This is a genomic window from Paracoccus sp. TRP, assembly GCF_000185925.1.
Lineage (GTDB): Bacteria > Pseudomonadota > Alphaproteobacteria > Rhodobacterales > Rhodobacteraceae > Paracoccus > Paracoccus kondratievae.
The window spans coordinates 146,224-163,313 of record NZ_AEPN01000001.1 but is presented as its reverse complement, the minus strand read 5'-3'; the positions used below and the strand labels follow the sequence as shown (position 1 = coordinate 163,313).

The window sequence follows — 17,090 nt, the reverse complement described above, 5'->3', positions numbered from 1 at the left end:
CCCGCCGCCATGGCAGGAATGCAACCAATGTCTCAGGCCAGGCTGATTTCCGGCAGGTCGCCCTCGGCCACCAGATCTTCCAGCGTCAGCGATTCGATCAGCAGCAGGTAGGACCAGAACACCTGTCCGAACATGCGGCGCAGGCGGCAGGTCGCCTCGTCCTCGCAATCCTCGCAGCGTTGGTAGGACCGGCGCGACAGGCAGGGCAAAGGCGCGATCGGCCCGTCCACCTGACGCAAAAGCTCGCCAATCGAGATTTCCTGAGGTCGCTTGATCAGCACATAGCCGCCTGCCCGGCCACGCCGCGAACCGACATAGCCGGCGTTGCGCAGTTCCAGCATGATATGTTCGAGAAAACGTTTGGGTGCGCCGGATCGCTGCGCGATCTCTTCGATCGTCAGGGCATTGCCGCCGGCGGCTACCTCATCTGCCAGGGCCATCAGAGCCTTGATGGCATATTTCGTTTTCTGCGAGATCATAAAGGAAATCCTTAGTGTTCACTGTCTCATCATGCAATGATTTCGGCAAGAATTTGCAGGCAGGGTTTTATTTCGTCTAGGAACCGACACCAAAGCGTTATCGTTTTGACACATTGCCAGCGCATTCCTGCCGGCAAAAGCGAGGAGAAGACCATGCGTATCGCAGTTCTTGGCGGTGACGGTTTCGTGGGCTGGCCGACGGCCCTGCATCTGTCGAACCTGGGCCATGATATCCATATAGTGGACAATCTGTCGCGGCGCTGGATCGACACCGAGCTGGGGGTGCAATCGCTGACGCCGATGGATTCGATTCAGGAACGCTGCCGCATCTGGCAGGAGCAGACCGGGCGGCGCATCCATTTCCACCTTTTGAACCTTGCCACCGAATATGAGCGGCTGAAGGCGTGGCTGGCCGAATACCGTCCCGACGCGGTCATCCATTTCGCCGAACAGCGCGCCGCGCCCTATTCGATGAAGACCGACCGCCACAAGGTCTATACCGTCGACAACAACATCAACGCCACGCATAATCTGCTGGCTGCGCTGGTCGAAACCGGCATCAATGCCCATTTGGTTCATCTGGGTACCATGGGGGTTTATGGCTATTCGACGGTTGGCGCCCCGATCCCCGAGGGTTATCTGGATGTCTCGATCGACACGCCCGCCGGCCCGCGCGAACAGCAGATCCTGTACCCGACCCGTCCCGGCTCGGTCTATCACATGACCAAGAGCCTCGATCAGATCATGTTCCAGTTCTATGCCCAGAATGACGGGCTGCGGATCACCGACCTGCATCAAGGGATCGTCTGGGGCACCCATACCGATCAGACCCGCCGGCACGAACAGCTGATCAACCGCTTTGACTATGATGGCGATTACGGCACGGTGCTGAACCGCTTTCTGATTCAGGCGGCGATCGGCTATCCGCTGACTGTGCATGGCACCGGCGGCCAGACGCGTGCCTTTATTCATATTCAGGACTCGGTGCGCTGTATCGAGCTGGCCTTGAACGACGCCCCGCAGGCCGGGGAACGGGTGCGCATCTTTAACCAGATGACCGAGACCCACCGCGTCCGGGACCTGGCCGAGATGATCGCGCGCTTGACCGGGGCCGAGGTCGCCTATTTGCCGAACCCCCGCAAAGAGGCCGATGAGAATGAGCTGGTGGTCAAGAACGACCAGTTCCTGGCGCTGGGTCTGGAACCGATTACTCTTGCCGAAGGTCTGTTGTCCGAGGTGGTCGAGGTGGCGCGCAAATATGCCCATCGCATCGACCGTTCGCGCGTGCCGGCGGTCTCGGCCTGGACCCGCGATCTTGCGCGCCGGCTTGAGCATGATCCCGAAGGCAACAGGCTGCGTTCCGTATCGTGATTTCCCAAGGCATTCACCCAGAAGGCAAGGCGCGGTCCGACCGCGCCTTTGTCACGCTGGCCACCAACCCCGACTATGCGACCGGGGCGGCGGCGCTGTTTCGCTCGTTACGGCGGACCGGGACCAGCGCCGATCTGGTCCTGCTTTATACTGACCTGCCCTCGGATGCGGTCGAGGGGTTGCGGGCACTGGATGTGCGGCCGGTGCGCGTCGATCTGTTGCCGACCTCCGAGGGGTTCAATGTACTGCATGCCCGTGACCGGCTGCATGGCGCAGCGCCTTTTACCAAGGGTGAAAAGCCGCCCTTTCACACGCCCCTGGACAATTTTGCCAAGCTGCGGCTGTGGCAGCTGGATTATGCGCGGGTGGTCTTTATCGACGCCGATGCCATCGTTTTGCAAAACATCGACCGGCTTTTCGACTACCCCGAATTTTCGGCCGCGCCGAATGTCTATGAATCGCTGGCCGATTTTCATCGGCTGAACTCGGGTGTGTTCACGGCGAGACCTTCGGCGATGACCTTTCAGGCAATGCTGGCTCGTCTGGACCAGCCGGGGCAGTTCTGGCGGAGGACCGACCAGACGTTCCTGGAAAGCTTCTTTCCGAATTGGCACGGCCTGCCGGTGTTCGACAACATGCTGCAATATGTGTGGCTGAACCTGCCCCAGCTCTGGCGCTGGCAGGATATCCGCGTGTTGCATTACCAGTATGAAAAACCGTGGCAGGACCATGCCAAGGCCCGGCAGCTTGCCCCGCTGATCGAGCTGTGGCGCGCCCATGCCGGCGACGGTCCGGTTCCTGATCTGCGCGATCTGCCACCCCCGCCCGGTGCGGCAGGGGGCGGGGCATGAGGATCGCGGTGACCGGGGCTTCGGGCCTCGTCGGGCGCTGGCTGCATCGCGCCGCGCTGGGGGCGGGGCATGAGGTGCTGACACTGCCCGGTTGGCGGCTGGGCGATCTGCCCGGTCTTTCGGGCTGCGATGCGCTGATACATGCTGCATTTCACCACCTGCCCGGGCGCTATCGCGGCGGTGAGGGTGACGATCCGCAGGGATTTTTGCGCGCGAACCTTGATGGCTCGCTGATGCTTTTCCGTGCGGCCCGGGATCAGGGGGTGGGCCGGGTGCTGTTTCTATCCTCGCGTGCAGTGCATGACGGTCACCCCGAGGGGATGGCGCTGCCCGACGATCTGCCCCCCGCGCCGACCAGTCTTTATGGCGAGGTCAAGGCACGGGCCGAGGCGGCGCTGTTCAAAATGGCGGATGCCGCTTTCCTGACCGCCAGCCTGCGCCCGACCGGCGTTTATGGCCCGGGCACGCCGCAGAAATGGGCCGGGCTGATTGCGGATTTCCTGCAGGGCCAGACCCCCACCCCCCGCGTCGCGACCGAGGTGCATGGTGCGGACCTTGCCAATGCGGCGCTGATGGTACTGGCCGATCCCGCGATGGCGGGCAGCTATAACGTCAGCGATCTGGTGCTGGACCGGCAGGACCTGCTGGCCGAGGTGGCGCGGCTGACCGGCTGCGGAACGGTCCTGCCCGGGCGGGCCGATGCCTCGGTGCTGCGCCTGCCGCTTTGCTCCCGGCTGGAGGCTTTGGGTTGGAGGCCGGGCGGAAGGGCGTTTTTACGGCGCGAGATGCCCGTGATCCTGCGTGATCTGCAGGGTGACAGTGCCGCGAGCCGTGGTTAATCTGGCCATATGCCAGATTATGATGACCTTGCTGCCCGCATCCGTGCCCTGACCCATGGCGAGACCGACGAGGTCGCGCTTATGGCAACGCTGGCCTGCGAAATCCACCACTCGGACGACCGTTTCGACTGGACCGGCTTTTATCGCGTGACCGAGCCCGGATTGCTTAAGATCGGCCCTTATCAGGGCGGGCATGGCTGTCTGGTGATTCCGTTTTCGCGTGGGGTCTGCGGGGCGGCGGCGCAGACGCGGCAAACCCAGCTTGTCCCCGATGTGGACGCTTTTCCCGGACATATCGCCTGCGCCAGTTCGACAAGGTCCGAACTGGTGATCCCGGTCATTTCCAGCGGTGAACGGCTGGTCGGCGTTCTGGATATCGACAGCGACCAGCCCGACGCCTTTACGCAACAAGACGCCGGCCGCCTGCAGGAGATCCTTGATGCCACGTTCGGACGCGACTGAATTCACTGGCCATTGCCTTTGCGGCGCCATCCGCTTTCACGGCACCTATGACGCAGGGCATGACCTCAAGGCCTGCCATTGCAGCCAGTGCCGGCGCTGGTCGGGGCATTACTGGGCTGCGATTCTGCCCCGGTCGCTGCAGATCGAGGGCGAGGTGAAATGGTATCGCGCCTCGGACATCGCCCGGCGCGGCTTTTGCGCCGAATGCGGCAGTTCGCTGTTCTGGCAGCGCGACGGGTCCCCCGTTATCGACGTGGCGGCGGGCGCCATCGACAGCCCGACCGGGTTGCGGTTGCAGGGGCATATCTTTGTCACCGACAAGGGTGATTATTATCAGATCATCGACGGGCTGCCTCAGGATCCGCACGAATAGTTGACGCCGTGCGCCGCCCGGCATAGGCGGCGGGAAAAAAAGGGGCGCGCGATGATCTGGGACACGCTGGCGAATTTTCCGTTGCAACAGCTTCTGGCCTTCATGGCCGGGGCATTGGTGCTGAATTTTGCGCCGGGGCAGGATGTGTTCTTTGCCAGCGCCTGTGGCATACAGAACGGGCCGCGCGCGGGGGCTTTGGCCGGGTTCGGGGTCGGGCTTGGCGTCGTCTGCCATGTCGTCATGGCGACGATCGGTCTGGGCGCGCTGGTTGCCGCCCATCCGGGCGCGCTTGCGGCGATCAAATATGCCGGGGCGGCTTATCTGTTGTTTCTGGCATGGAAAAGCTGGAACGCCGGGGCGATCACGCCACAGACCAGCGCCGCCAGCCGCAGCTGGAACATCATTCGCCGCGGCGCGCTGTCAAACCTGCTGAACCCCAAGCCGGTGCTGTTCCTGCTGGCCTTTCTGCCCCAGTTTACCCGCCCGGAATACGGCCCGATATGGCAACAGATTCTGGGGCTGGGGCTGATGTTCACCCTGTCGGGGACGCTGGTCACCATGGGCTATGGCGTGGTCGCGGGGCTTGCAGGCAAGGTGATCGGGCAAAGGCTTGGCGTCGTCAATCGCATCGCGGCGGTGATGTTTGCCGGTCTGGCGCTGCGGCTGGTCTGGAAATGAGCTTTTCCTATCAGCCGACGGCCGAGCAGCCGCGCGTGATCCATGCCGATCACGAAATCCTCGTGGTAGAAAAGCCGGCGGGCCTGTTGTCCGTGCCCGGCCGGGGCGAAGATCGCGCCGACTGCCTGATCGAGCGGTTGCGCACGGCCTTTCCCACCGTGCTTTTGGTGCATCGGCTGGACATGGACACCTCGGGGGTGATGGTTTTTGGCCTGACGCCCCATGCGCAGCGGCATCTGTCCAGACAGTTCGAGGACCGCCGCACGAAAAAGACCTATGTCGCCCGGCTCTGGGGTCGGCTTGAGCCGAAAAGCGGCATGGTGGACCTGCCGCTGATCGTCGATTGGCCGAATCGCCCGCGACAGAAGGTCGATCATGAACAGGGTCGCCCTGCACAGACCGAATGGCGGGTGGTCAAATCCTCGGATGCCGAGACGCGCGTGCGGCTGATGCCGATCACCGGCCGCAGCCATCAGTTGCGGGTGCACATGGCCGAGCTTGGCCACCCGATCCTTGGCGATCCGCTTTATGCGACGGGCGCGGCGGCGGATTTCCCGCGGCTGATGCTGCATGCCGAAAGCCTGCGTTTCAAACACCCGGAAACCGGTGTCATGCAAAGCTTTTCCGCGCCCGTGCCGTTCTGAGCCTTAGCCCAGATTAAAGACTCGCGATGGCTGGACCTCGCCACCCATGTAACGGCCGATGCACAGGGCGCGACCGTTGCGGCTGACCCAGACCTCTTCGCCGAACTCGGCATGGCCCAGAACCTGACCGGGGTTGCCGTTCAGGATACGGGTGGCGCCGATTTCGGTCGCCTGCATCTCGGGCAGGTCGGTCAGGGCGGCTTGTACGGGCAGCAATGCGGCCTCGATCTCGGCCTGATTGGCGCGGTCGATGCGGTCAAAGGCAAAGCCGTCCCCGGCGTCGAAGGGGCCTGACCAGATGCGGCGCAGCTGTCCGACATAGCCAAGGCAGCCCAGTTTGCGGCCAAGGTCGCGCGCGATCGAGCGGACATAGCCGCCTTTGCCGCAGACCATGCGCAGATCGGCGCTGTCGGAGGTCGCTGCCAGCAGCTCAAGCGATTCCACCCACAGCGGGCGGGCGGCAAGCTCGACCGTCTCGCCCTCACGAGCAAGGTCATAGGCGCGTGCGCCATCGACACGGACCGCCGAAACGGCGGGGGGGACCTGCATGATCTCGCCGGAGAAATCGGGCAGTGCGGCGCGGATCGCGGCCTCGTCAGGGCGCATGTCGCTGGTCTTTGTCACCTCGCCCGAGGCGTCGTCGGTCGTCGTCTCGGCGCCCCAGAGCACAGTAAAATCATAGGCTTTCAGCGCCTCGGTCAGGACCGGCACGGTCTTGGTCGCCTCACCCAGCGCCACGGCCAGCACGCCGGTCGCATCGGGGTCCAGCGTTCCGGCGTGGCCGGCCTTTTTCGCGTCGAGCGCCCAGCGGACCTTGCTGACCACATCGGTCGAGCCAATGCCCGCAGGCTTGTCCACGATCAGCCAACCGTGGATCTCGCGTCCCTTTTTTCGCGCCATTCTAGTTCTGTCCTACATATCCAATAATCGGCCCCAGCCGCCGGCCGAAATCGGCGCGGCCAAGGTCTGGGGCGTATAGCCGCGAGACCGAGCCATCGAAATAGAGCGCGTCACGCGCCCCAAGCCCGTCGCGGAACAACCGGCCGAATTCGTGAAAGGTCACTGCGCGGTCCGAGATGGCGAACCACGCCGTCTGCCCGTCGGGCGAGACGCCGACACCGTTGCGGATATAACGGCTGTCGCTGTCCACCAGAAAGCGCGGGTGCAGTGCGCCGTCGATCACCAGCATCGGTCCCGACTGGGTGGCGATGCGGCATTCGGGCCGGGCCTTGGCAAAAGCGCGGCTTTCGATCACCTGATAGGGCCGCGTGCCGCCGGCGCAAAAGACGCCGTTTGGCAACATGCCGAAATTGCCGCCTCCGCCCGCCGTGACCAGATCGTGTCGGGTGACGCCCTCACTGACGTAAAGCCCGACCGGAGAGTAATCGGGGTGATACATGCCCGCGTTCATGGCAAACCCCAGCACTTCGTCTTCGGCGAGGGTGCGGCGAACAGAGGTAAAATCGCCCAGAACACGCCCGTCGGGACCGTTCAGCCACAGCCTGAGCCCCGGCTCCTGTTCGGCCGTCAGCGTGCAGATCACATAGTTCTGCCCGTCAAAGTCACGCTTTTCGCAGATCCCTGCTACGGCGGGCAGGGTCATGGCGATCAGCGCGCCGATGGCGAGGCCAAGCCGGCGCCTGAGGTCAGTCTTCATCGTCTTCCGGGGCCGATTCGATATCACGCCGCACGCGATCTTCGGACAGAAGGCGGCGGGTGTCATCCATACGGTCGAAGGTCTCGTCTAGGACAAAGCGCAGCTGCGGCGCGTATTTCAGCGTCATCGCCTTGGCGACAAGGTGGCGCAGCTCGCCCGAGTTGCGGCGCAGCGCGGCCAGCGCCTCTTGGGCGTCGTGCCCGCCCAGCGGCAGCACATAGGCAGTTGCGACCTTGAGGTCGGGCGAAGTCCTGACCTCTCCGACCGTGATCGAATGCCGGTTCAGGTCGGGGTCGTGAACGTCCCCCCGCAGGAGGACGTCGGAAAGCGTGCGGCGAATCAGCTCGCCGACGCGAAGCTGGCGCTGCGAGGGGCCATGATGCGAAGATCCTGCGCCGGAATGAAAGCGGTTCTGTGCCATGGGCGCAGATGTAGGGGGTCGCGGCCCGCGCCGCAACGGGATAGACATGCCTGAAACGGGAGATCGAGTATGGAAAAACCGGGAATCGTCATCACGGGCGCATCCGGCCGCATGGGTCAGATGCTTGTGCGCACCGTTCTTGCCTCGGATCAGGCCCGCCTTGCCGGTGCCATCGTGCGCGAGGGCAACTCCTGGGTCGGCCGCGACCTGGGTGAGGCAATGGGCGGTGCGGCGCTGGGAATCACCGTGACCGACGACCCGGTCGAGGCGATTGCCAAGGCACAGGCGGTGATTGATTTTACCACTCCGGCGACAACCGTGGCCTTTGCGGAACTGACCGCGCAGGCGCGTGCCGTGCATGTGATCGGCACCACCGGCTTTGAGCCCGAAGATCTGGCCAAGCTGAAGGCGGCCGCCCGTCATGCGCCGATCATACGCGCGGGAAACATGAGCCTTGGGGTGAACCTGCTTGTCGGCCTGACCCGCAGGATCGCAGCCACCCTGGGCGAGGACTGGGATGTCGAGGTGGTCGAGGCCCATCACAACCGCAAGGTCGATGCTCCTTCGGGCACGGCGCTGATGCTGGGCGAAGCTGCCGCCGTCGGGCGGGGCCACAGCCTGGACGAGCTGCGCACCCCGGCGCGCGAAGGGATCACTGGCGCCCGTGTTCCCGGCTCGATCGGTTTCAGCGCCATTCGTGGCGGCGATATCGTGGGCGAACACGATGTGATCTTTGCCACCGCGGGTGAACGGGTGGTGCTGCGCCATGTTGCCACCGACCGCGCCATCTTTGCCCGCGGTGCGTTGCGCGCTGCGCTGTGGGGACAGGACAAGGGGCCGGGGGAATACGACATGGCCGACGTTCTGGGGCTTTGACAGCGGCGCGTCCCGCATTAGGTTTCCTGTGATGACCCTGCTTGCGACGCTTGATCATGCCGATGCCGACCTGACCGCATGCCTTGCGCGGATCATGGCGGCTGTTCTGAAACCCGGCGACGTGGTCGCGTTGCAGGGGCCGGTCGGTGCGGGCAAGACGCATTTCGCCCGCGCCCTTATCCGCGCACGTCAGGGTGCGGGGGCCGAAGAGGTGCCCAGCCCGACCTTTACCCTTGTCCAGACCTATGCCGACCCGATGGGGACCGAGATCTGGCACGCCGATCTTTACCGGCTGACCCATCCTGACGAGCTGGAAGAGCTGGGCCTTGATGATGCCATGCGTGAGGCGATCGTGCTGATCGAATGGCCCGAACACGGCGGCCCCCTGCCCGATCCGCTGACCATCGGGCTGGAGCCCTTGCCCGAGGCGCCCGATCTGCGCCGTATCACGATTGCCGGGGCCGAGCCGCATTGGGGCGCGATGACCCGCCTGCCCGCCATTGCCCGGCTGATCCATCGCGCCGGCTGGTCCGAGGCGCGGCTGGTCCCGCTGGCCGGAGATGCCTCGTCGCGGCGCTACTTCCGGCTGATCGAACCGGACGGGCGCAGTGCGGTGCTGATGGATGCTTCGCCCGGTGTGACCGCGCCCTATGTGGCGATGACGCAATGGCTGCGCGCCCTTGACCTGCATGCGCCCGGGATACTCGCCACCGATCAGGCGCAGGGCCTGCTGCTGATCGAGGATCTGGGCGACGATCTGGTTGCCCGCGTGCTTGAGGCCCAGCCCGAGCTTGCGCCGCGTATCTATGATCGCATGACCGACCTTCTGGTGCAGTTGCATGGGCACGAGCCGCCCGATTTCGTGCTGCGCCTCGATGGGGCGGAACTGGCCCATCAGGTCGGGCTTTTTGCCGAATATTACCCCGCCGCTGCTGGCGCGCCCGGCAAGGGGGCCGAGGTCGCCCCGGTGATCGAACGGCTGCATGCCGAACTGGCCGCGGACATGCCTCCGGTGCTGGGTCTGCGTGACTTTCACGCCGAGAATGTCGTCTGGCGCGACGATGCTCCGCTGGGGCTTCTGGATTTTCAGGACGCGGTGGCGGTGCACCCGGCCTATGACCTTGTCTCGGCATTGCAGGATGCGCGCCGCGATGTCGCGCCCGAGATCGAAGAGGCCCAGATCGCCCGTTACATCGCCGCGACCGGGGTTGATGAGGCGCGGTTCCGTGCCGTCTATGCGCTGCTGGGCGCGCAGCGCAACCTGCGCATCATGGGTATCTTTGCCCGGCTGGCACAGCGCGACGGCAAGCGGCGCTACCTGGCGTTCATGCCGCGCGTCTGGGCGGCGATCCAGCGCGACCTGACCCATCCTGCGCTGGCCCCGCTGGTCGAGGCACTGGAGGGTGTCCCCGCCCCCACGCCCAAGGTGATCGAAGGGATTGCCGGATGAGCTTGCCGATGATGGTCTTTGCTGCGGGCAAGGGCACCCGCATGGCGCCGTTGACCGACCGGGTACCGAAACCGTTGATCAAGGTCGGCAGCCAGACGCTGCTTGACCGGGCGCTGGCGCTGGGACGGCAGGCGGGCGCCACCCGGCTGGCGGTGAACATCCACCATCTGGGCCAGCAGATACGTGACCACCTTGCCGGACAGGATGTCGCCATTTCGGACGAATCCGATCTGTTGCTTGAAACCGGGGGCGGGCTGCGCAAGGCACTGCCGTTGCTGGGCCCGGGCCCGGTCATCACCGTGAATCCCGATGTGATCTGGACTGGTCCGAACCCGGTCCGCGCGCTGCTTGATGGCTGGCGCGAGGATATGGACGCGCTTTTGATGCTGGTGCCGCTTGCGCAGACGCGTGGCCGTCAGGGGGGCGGAGATTTCAGCCTTGACCCCGCAGGCCGGCTGATCCGCAAGGGGGACCTGGTCTATGGCGGCGCGCAGATCATCCGGCACGACCGGCTGGCCGAGATCCCCGATGAGGTGTTTTCGCTGAACCGCCTGTGGGACCTGATGATTGCCGAGGGCCGGGCCTACGGCCTTGTCCACCCCAGCCTGTGGTGTGACGTTGGCCGGCCTGACTGCATCCCGCTGGCCGAGGCACTGATTGATGAGTGACTGGCAGAACGGCCTGTTCGCCCTGCCCTGCGGAGCCGATTTTCCCGGCGCGCTGGCCGAGGGGCTGATCCGCCGCATGGAGGGCCGCCCCCCGCAAGAGATGGCGCGGGTCACGGTCTATGCGAACTCGGGTCAGTCGCTGATGGCGCTGCGTCAGGCCTTTATCCGGCGCGGGCCGCTGCTTTTGCCGCAATTGCGACTGATCGCCGATCTGGGCGGCGGCGCGGCCACCGCGCCTCTGGCCCGCCGGCTGGAGCTGGGGCGGCTGATAGACGCGGCGCTGCGGGCCGATCCCGATCTGGCGCAAGGGCAGTCGGTGCCGGAACTGGCGGCATCGCTTGCGGCGCTGATGGCCGAGATGCAGCTTGAGGGGCTTGGTCCCGAGGCGCTTGAAAAGATCGACGCCAGCGAACATGCCCAGCATTGGGGTCGGGCGCTGGCCTTTCTCAAGATTGCGGCGGGCTACTATCTTGCCGATCCGCCGCAGGACCGCGAGGCCCGGCAGCGCGCCGCGGCCGAGGCGCTTGCCGCTGCCTGGGCGCGGGGCGAGAAATTGCCGCAAGGGCCGGTGATTGTCGCGGGCTCGACTGGCTCGCATGGCGCGACCCGGGATTTCATGCGCGCCGTGGCCCGCCTGCCGATGGGGGCGGTGGTGCTGCCCGGGTTTGATGCCGACCTGCCGCAATCGGTCTGGGACGGGCTGGATGTCATGGCCGAGGATCACCCCCAGGCCCGCTATGCGCCCTTTCTGGAGGAATTCGGCCCACCCCGCGAATGGGTCGAGGGTGCGGCCCCTGATCCGGCACGCAACAGGCTGATTTCGCTGGCGCTGCGGCCTGCACCAGTCACCGACCAATGGATTGAGGAAGGTCCGCAGCTTGGCGATCTGCCGCCTGCGACCGCAAACCTGACACTGATCGAAGCCGAAAGTCCCGGCGAAGAGGCCGAGGCCGTCGCGCTTATCATCCGCAAGGCGGTCGGGGATGCCCGGCCGGTGACACTGATTGCCGCTGACCGCATGCTGACCCGTCGCGTGCAGTCAGCGCTGGACCGCTGGGGCATCATCCCTGACGATTCCGCCGGTCAGCCCCTGCCACTGACCGCGCCCGGCCTGTTCCTGCGTCATGTCGCCGATTTTTTCGGGACGGAAATGATGGTGGACGCGTTGCTGGTGCTGCTTAAGCATCCGGTGACGGCAACCGGGCTTGGCTCTGATTACCGGCGCGAACACAACCGCCACACCCGCGATCTGGAATTGCACCTGCGTCGCAACGGCCCCGCCTTTCCCGATGGTAAGGCGCTGCGGGACTGGGCGGACAGGGGCGATACCTCTAGCAAACCCTGGGCGCTGTGGCTGGCAGGTCTGCTTGAGCGGATCGTGCCGCTGGCCCGCGACCGGGCACCGCGCCCGCTGGCCGACCGGCTGCGCGATCTGCGCGCCTTGGCCGAAGAGCTGGCCGCGGGTCCGGGGGGGGATGCAGAATCGTCCGGACTGTGGGCCAAGGCATCGGGCGGGCTTGCGCGCGGGGTGCTTGACCATCTGGCCGCTCATGCCGCCATGGGCCATGATCTGCGTCCGGGCGAATTCCGCGATCTGCTTTACGAAGAGCTGCAAGGTCAGGCGGTGCGGCAGGATGTGGCCGCCCATCCTCTGGTCCGTTTTCGCGGCCCGCGTGAGGCCCGGACCGAGGCGGTCGGACCCGAGGCCGGACTGGTCATCCTGTCCGGCCTGAACGAGGGCGGCTGGCCGCAGGCGCTGCCCCCTGATCCCTGGCTGTCGCGGCCGATGCGGCTGGCAGCGGGGCTGACCCTGCCCGAACGGCGCGTGGGTCTTGCCGCGCATGACTTTCAGCAGGCGGTTGGCGCTGCGCAGGTGGTGCTGACCCGCGCCCGCCGCGATGCCGAGGCCGAGACGATCCCCTCGCGCTGGCTGAACCGGCTTGTGAACCTGCTTGGCGGCCTGCCCGCCCAGCAGGGGCCCGAAGCGCTGGAGGCGATGCGCAGCCGCGGTCGGTACTGGCTTGATCTTGTCGAGGTCCAGGCCCGTCCGCGCATTCAGCCTGAGCCTGCGCCGCGTCCTTCGCCTGTCCCGCCGCCCCCGGCGCTGCGTGAAATGTCGGTGACCGAGGTGCGGACACTGATCCGCGACCCCTATTCGGTCTATGCCCGCCGGGTTCTGGGCCTGCGCGCGCTGGATCCCTTGCGCCCCGAGCCGGACGCGGCCGAGCGGGGCAACGTCCTGCATGTGATCATGGACCGCTTTCTGCGTGGCCTTCCCGAACTGCCCGAGACACCTGCGGCGATGAAATCGCGCTTGCTGTCCATCACCGATGAGGTGCTTGAGGCCGAGGTGCCATGGCCCTCGGCGCGGCTTTTCTGGCGGGCGCGTATCGCCGGTATTGCTGATCGGCTGATCGCGGATGAGGTCGACCGGCTGTCGCGCGGCACCCCGACCGTGGTCGAGGAATACGGCGCCCTGAGTGTCGAGGGGCTGGATTTCCGTCTGATCGCCCGACCCGACCGGCTGGATCTGCTGCAGGACGGCCGGGTGCATGTCTATGACTACAAATCCGGCCCGCCCCCGACCGATAAGCAGATCCGGCATTTCGACAAGCAACTGCCGCTTGAGGCGGCGATGGTTCAGAACGGAGCCTTTCAGGCGCTGGGTCCGGCTGAGGTCGAAGGGATCAGCTATATCCAGCTTGGCGGCGAGGGAAAAACCCAGGGCCGCGAGTTCAGCCCCGAACTTGCCGAGGAAACCTGGCAGGGCTTTGTGACCCTGATCCGCCGTTATCTGACGGGCGAGCGCGGCTTTACCGCCCGTCTGGCGATGGAGCGGTCGGACCATGCCAGCGACTATGACCACCTGTCACGGCATGGGGAATGGGACACGACCGAGATGCCGAAAAAGCAGAGGTTCGGCGATGATGGATGAGGCGACGCTGGCGCAGGTGCGGGCGGCGGACCCGCATCGCTCGACCTGGCTGACCGCGAATGCGGGCTCGGGCAAGACACGGGTGCTGACCGACCGCGTGGCGCGGCTTCTGCTGGCCGGAACCGCACCCGAGCGCATCCTGTGCCTGACCTATACCAAGGCCGCAGCGACCGAGATGCAGAACCGTCTTTTGTCGCGACTGGGTAAATGGGCGATGCTGCCCGAGGCCGATCTGCGCGCCGAGCTGGCCCGGCTGGGCGAGGCGGGCGCGCCTGATCTGCCTGCCGCGCGCCGGCTGTTTGCCCGCGCAATCGAGACGCCGGGCGGGCTGAAGGTCCAGACGATCCACAGCTTTTGCGCCGGGGTCCTGCGCCGCTTTCCGATCGAGGCCGGGGTGCCCCACGGCTTTACCGAACTTGATGACCGCAGCGCCGCCCTGATCCGCGCCGAGATCATCGAGGAGATGGCCCGCGATCAGGTGCCTGAATTGCAGGACCTTCTGCTTTTGCATTCCGGCGACAAACTTGACGCCTTTCTTGCCGGGTTGCGAGGGTTCGATGCACCTGCGGACCGCGATACGCTATGGGCGGCCAGCGGGCTTGAACCTGGCGAGGACATGCAGGCGCTGCTGGCGGAATGTTTCGCGGATGGCGCGATGGTCATTCCGGCGCTGATCCCGCATCTGCTGAAAGGCCGCAGCACCGACCAGAAGGCGGCAGAAAAGCTGATGCCCGGCAATTGGACGCAGCCGGGGCTGGCCGAGCTTGCGATCCTTGAATCGGTGCTGCTGACCGGTGCGGGGGCGAAGCAACCCTTCAGCGCCAAATATGACAGCTTTCCGACCAAGGATCTGCGCAACGGTCCCTGCGCCGGGCTGATCGACGACCTTGCCATCCTGATGGAGCGGGTCGAGGCCGCCCGCCCTCGTCGTGTTGCCCTGACCCATGCTGAGCGGACGCTGGCGCTGCACCGCTTTGGCCATGCGTTTCTGACCCGCTATCGCGCCCATAAGGCGGCGCATGGCCATCTGGACTTTGACGATCTGATCGAACGCACCGCACGGCTGTTGTCCGAAAACAGCATGGCGCAATGGGTGCTTTTCCGGCTGGATGGCGGCATTGATCATATCCTTGTCGATGAGGCGCAGGACACAAGTCCCGCCCAATGGCAGGTGATCGAACGGCTGACGGATGAGTTCACTTCGGGTCAGGGGGCGCGAACGGACCGGCGCAGCCTTTTTGTCGTTGGCGACCCCAAACAGTCGATCTATTCGTTTCAGGGTGCCGATATCGCCGTATTCGAGGCCCGGCGCGCGGGCTTTGCCGAGGCGTTCGAGGCGGTCCAGAACCCCATGCAGATGCTTGAGCTGCGCCATTCTTTCCGCAGTTCGACCGCGATCCTGTCGCTGGTCGATCAGGTCTTTGCCGGTGATGCGGCGCGCGGGCTTGGCGATCCGCCACAGCACCGCGCCTTTCGGGATAAGATGCCGGGCCGGGTGGATCTGTGGCCGCCGATCCCCAAACCTGAAAAGCCCGAACCGGGGGACTGGACCGCTCCGGTCGATCAGCCGGCCGAGAATTCGGAAACGGTGCAGCTGGCCCGCGCCATCGCCGCCGCAGTCGGTGACATGCTGGGCCAACCGATCTTTGACGCCAAGATCGGCAGGGCACGCCGGATCCGCGCAGGGGATGTGCTGATCCTTGTCCAGCGCCGGTCTGAGCTTTTTGCCGAGATCATCGCGGCGCTGAAGGCGGCGGACCTGCCTGTCGCCGGTGCCGACCGGCTGAAACTGGCCGGAGAGCTGGCGGTTCGTGACATCCGCGCCCTGCTGTCGGTGCTGGCCACGCCCGAGGATGATCTGTCGCTGGCCGCCTGCCTGCGCTCGCCGCTGTTCGGTCTGTCCGAAGAGGAACTTTATCGCCTCGCCTCGGGACGAAAACGTGGCGAATACCTGTGGCGGCGGTTGCGCGAATCCCAGCACCGTCATGCGGTCGAGGTGCTGTCCGATCTGATGGGTCAGACCGGCTTTATGCGCCCCTATGACCTGATCCAGCGCCTGCTGATCCGCCATGGCGGGCGCGAGCGGCTGATCGCCCGTCTGGGTCCCGAGGCCGAGGACGGCATAGATGAGCTGCTGTCCCAGGCGCTGAGCTATGAAAGCATGGAGACCCCCTCGCTGACCGGGTTTCTGGTCTGGCTGACCGGGGGCGATGTCGAGGTACGCCGTCAGGCCGGTTCCGCCGGAGATGGCGAAGGGTTGATCCGGGTGATGACCGTGCACGGCTCGAAAGGTCTGGAAAGCCCGATCGTCATCATGCCCGACTGCGCGACACGCCGTGCCCCGCGCGAGATGCCGGTGCTGGTCGGGCCGGACGGGCTGGCGCTGTGGCGGGGCCGCAATGGCGAGCGTCCCGAGCCGGTCGAAGAGCTGGCCGCGCTGCAAACCGAGCGTCAGCTACAGGAACGCAAGCGGTTGCTCTATGTAGGTCTGACGCGCGCAGAAAGCTGGCTGATCGTTGCCGCAGCCGGTGATACCGGCGTGGGCGAGGACAGCTGGCACGCGATGGTCGAAGCTGGCATGGGCCGCAGCGATCTGACCCAAACACGCCTGCCCGCCCCTTGGGGCGGCGAGATCCGCCGCCTGTCTTTTGGCGACTGGCCCGAGAATGCGCCCGAAGCTATCCGGGAAAGCCGCGCACCTCTGGATGAGCCGCAGTGGCTGCGTTCGTCCCCGCCGCCTGCGCCGCCAAAGGCCCGGCCGGTGGCAGCGACCGCTTTGGGTGGGGCCAAGGTGATTGGTACCCCCGGCGATGGTGATGGCGACGCCGAGGCCGCAATGCTTGCCGGGACCCGGCTGCATCTGCTGCTTGAGCATCTGCCCGACCGTGACCCCTCGGACTGGCCCGGGGTCGCCCGCGACGTGCTTGCCGATGCCGAGGGCGGATTGCCCGGCCCCGAAGAGATGAGCGCGCTGCTGGATGAGGTTCGCGCGGTGATCGAGGCCCCGGACCTTGCGCAGGTCTTTGCCTTGTCAGACAAGGCCGAGGTGCTGACCGAGGTAGCTTTGGCCGCCGATATTCCGGGTATCGGCACCCTGACCGGTGCGGTGGACCGGCTGGTGATCGAGCCGGGACGGATCGTCGCCGTTGACTATAAATCGAACCGCGAAGTGCCCGACCGGCCCGAGGCGGTGCCCTTGGGCATTCTGCGCCAGATGGCCGCCTATCGCGCTGCGCTGCGCCAGATCTGGCCCGATGCGCAGGTCGGGGTTGCGGTTCTGTGGACGGTCGCGCGCAGCCTGATGGTGCTGCCGGATGCGCTGCTGGATCGGGTCATGGCGGGCCTTGACCCCGGCACCGGCGGTGCATAGCTCTTGTCCGATACGC

The 17,090-nt window shown here is 65.6% G+C and carries 16 protein-coding genes; 12 read left to right on the top strand and 4 right to left on the bottom strand.

All coding sequences use genetic code 11. From position 1 onward, the window contains the following. Positions 1–32: 32 nt before the first annotated feature. A complete protein-coding gene (locus PARACOCCUSGL_RS0100760; protein ID WP_010392056.1) occupies positions 33–479 on the bottom strand; it encodes an Rrf2 family transcriptional regulator in 447 nt (148 codons plus the stop codon). A 153-nt stretch (positions 480–632) separates the two neighbouring features. Here PARACOCCUSGL_RS0100760 and PARACOCCUSGL_RS0100755 point away from each other — a divergent pair, with 153 nt between their 5' ends. Genes PARACOCCUSGL_RS0100755 through PARACOCCUSGL_RS0100725 form a run of 7 tightly spaced genes read left to right on the top strand, consistent with a single transcriptional unit; the run spans position 633 to position 5,697 of the window. Then, the gene (locus PARACOCCUSGL_RS0100755; protein WP_010392053.1) at positions 633–1,850 is read left to right on the top strand and encodes an NAD-dependent epimerase/dehydratase family protein; all 1,218 of its coding nucleotides are present in this window, start codon (positions 633–635) and stop codon (positions 1,848–1,850) included. Continuing rightward, the gene (locus PARACOCCUSGL_RS0100750; protein WP_010392050.1) at positions 1,847–2,701 is read left to right on the top strand and encodes a glycosyltransferase; all 855 of its coding nucleotides are present in this window, start codon (positions 1,847–1,849) and stop codon (positions 2,699–2,701) included. Before PARACOCCUSGL_RS0100755 ends, PARACOCCUSGL_RS0100750 begins: the two co-directional genes overlap by 4 nt. Then, a complete protein-coding gene (locus PARACOCCUSGL_RS0100745) occupies positions 2,698–3,540 on the top strand; it encodes an NAD(P)-dependent oxidoreductase (protein WP_010392049.1) in 843 nt (280 codons plus the stop codon). Before PARACOCCUSGL_RS0100750 ends, PARACOCCUSGL_RS0100745 begins: the two co-directional genes overlap by 4 nt. Positions 3,541–3,549: 9 nt before the next feature. Continuing rightward, entirely contained in the window at positions 3,550–4,002 is a 453-nt protein-coding gene (locus PARACOCCUSGL_RS0100740; RefSeq protein ID WP_010392048.1) for a GAF domain-containing protein, read from the top strand. After that, entirely contained in the window at positions 3,980–4,375 is a 396-nt protein-coding gene (locus PARACOCCUSGL_RS0100735) for a GFA family protein (protein WP_010392046.1), read from the top strand. The genes PARACOCCUSGL_RS0100740 and PARACOCCUSGL_RS0100735 overlap by 23 nt, the downstream gene beginning before the upstream one ends. A gap of 51 nt (positions 4,376–4,426) precedes the next feature. Continuing rightward, complete coding sequence (locus tag PARACOCCUSGL_RS0100730; protein ID WP_010392044.1) at positions 4,427–5,053, top strand: LysE family translocator; 627 nt, start codon at positions 4,427–4,429, stop codon at positions 5,051–5,053. Continuing rightward, the gene (locus PARACOCCUSGL_RS0100725) at positions 5,050–5,697 is read left to right on the top strand and encodes a pseudouridine synthase (RefSeq protein ID WP_010392043.1); all 648 of its coding nucleotides are present in this window, start codon (positions 5,050–5,052) and stop codon (positions 5,695–5,697) included. The genes PARACOCCUSGL_RS0100730 and PARACOCCUSGL_RS0100725 overlap by 4 nt, the downstream gene beginning before the upstream one ends. 3 nt (positions 5,698–5,700) lie before the next feature. On the opposite strand, the gene truB is transcribed toward PARACOCCUSGL_RS0100725, so the two are convergent. From truB to rbfA, 3 genes are read right to left on the bottom strand one after another with little or no spacing between them, the layout of a single operon-like run. Then, the gene (truB, locus tag PARACOCCUSGL_RS0100720) at positions 5,701–6,597 is read right to left on the bottom strand and encodes a tRNA pseudouridine(55) synthase TruB (protein ID WP_010392040.1); all 897 of its coding nucleotides are present in this window, start codon (positions 6,595–6,597) and stop codon (positions 5,701–5,703) included. A gap of 1 nt (position 6,598) precedes the next feature. After that, on the bottom strand, positions 6,599–7,354 hold the full coding sequence (locus PARACOCCUSGL_RS0100715) for a phosphodiester glycosidase family protein (protein WP_010392037.1): 756 nt from the start codon (positions 7,352–7,354) through the stop codon (positions 6,599–6,601). After that, positions 7,344–7,775 carry a 30S ribosome-binding factor RbfA gene (gene rbfA / locus PARACOCCUSGL_RS0100710; protein ID WP_010392035.1) on the bottom strand — a complete coding sequence of 144 codons (432 nt, stop codon included), beginning with the start codon at positions 7,773–7,775 and terminating at the stop codon, positions 7,344–7,346. Before rbfA ends, PARACOCCUSGL_RS0100715 begins: the two co-directional genes overlap by 11 nt. A gap of 69 nt (positions 7,776–7,844) precedes the next feature. Here rbfA and dapB point away from each other — a divergent pair, with 69 nt between their 5' ends. From dapB to addA, 5 genes are read left to right on the top strand one after another with little or no spacing between them, the layout of a single operon-like run. Continuing rightward, positions 7,845–8,651: a 4-hydroxy-tetrahydrodipicolinate reductase gene (gene dapB / locus PARACOCCUSGL_RS0100705; RefSeq protein ID WP_010392033.1), complete on the top strand. Its 807-nt coding sequence runs from the start codon at positions 7,845–7,847 to the stop codon at positions 8,649–8,651. Positions 8,652–8,682: 31 nt separating this feature from the next. Further along, entirely contained in the window at positions 8,683–10,101 is a 1,419-nt protein-coding gene (locus PARACOCCUSGL_RS0100700) for a bifunctional tRNA (adenosine(37)-N6)-threonylcarbamoyltransferase complex ATPase subunit type 1 TsaE/phosphotransferase (protein WP_010392031.1), read from the top strand. Then, the gene (locus tag PARACOCCUSGL_RS0100695) at positions 10,098–10,769 is read left to right on the top strand and encodes a nucleotidyltransferase family protein (RefSeq protein ID WP_010392029.1); all 672 of its coding nucleotides are present in this window, start codon (positions 10,098–10,100) and stop codon (positions 10,767–10,769) included. Before PARACOCCUSGL_RS0100700 ends, PARACOCCUSGL_RS0100695 begins: the two co-directional genes overlap by 4 nt. Next, positions 10,762–13,704, top strand: a complete 2,943-nt coding sequence (gene addB, locus PARACOCCUSGL_RS0100690) for a double-strand break repair protein AddB (protein ID WP_010392027.1) — start codon at positions 10,762–10,764, stop codon at positions 13,702–13,704. Before PARACOCCUSGL_RS0100695 ends, addB begins: the two co-directional genes overlap by 8 nt. Then, a complete protein-coding gene (gene addA, locus PARACOCCUSGL_RS0100685) occupies positions 13,694–17,074 on the top strand; it encodes a double-strand break repair helicase AddA (protein WP_010392024.1) in 3,381 nt (1,126 codons plus the stop codon). Before addB ends, addA begins: the two co-directional genes overlap by 11 nt. The last annotated feature ends 16 nt before the right edge of the window (positions 17,075–17,090 follow it).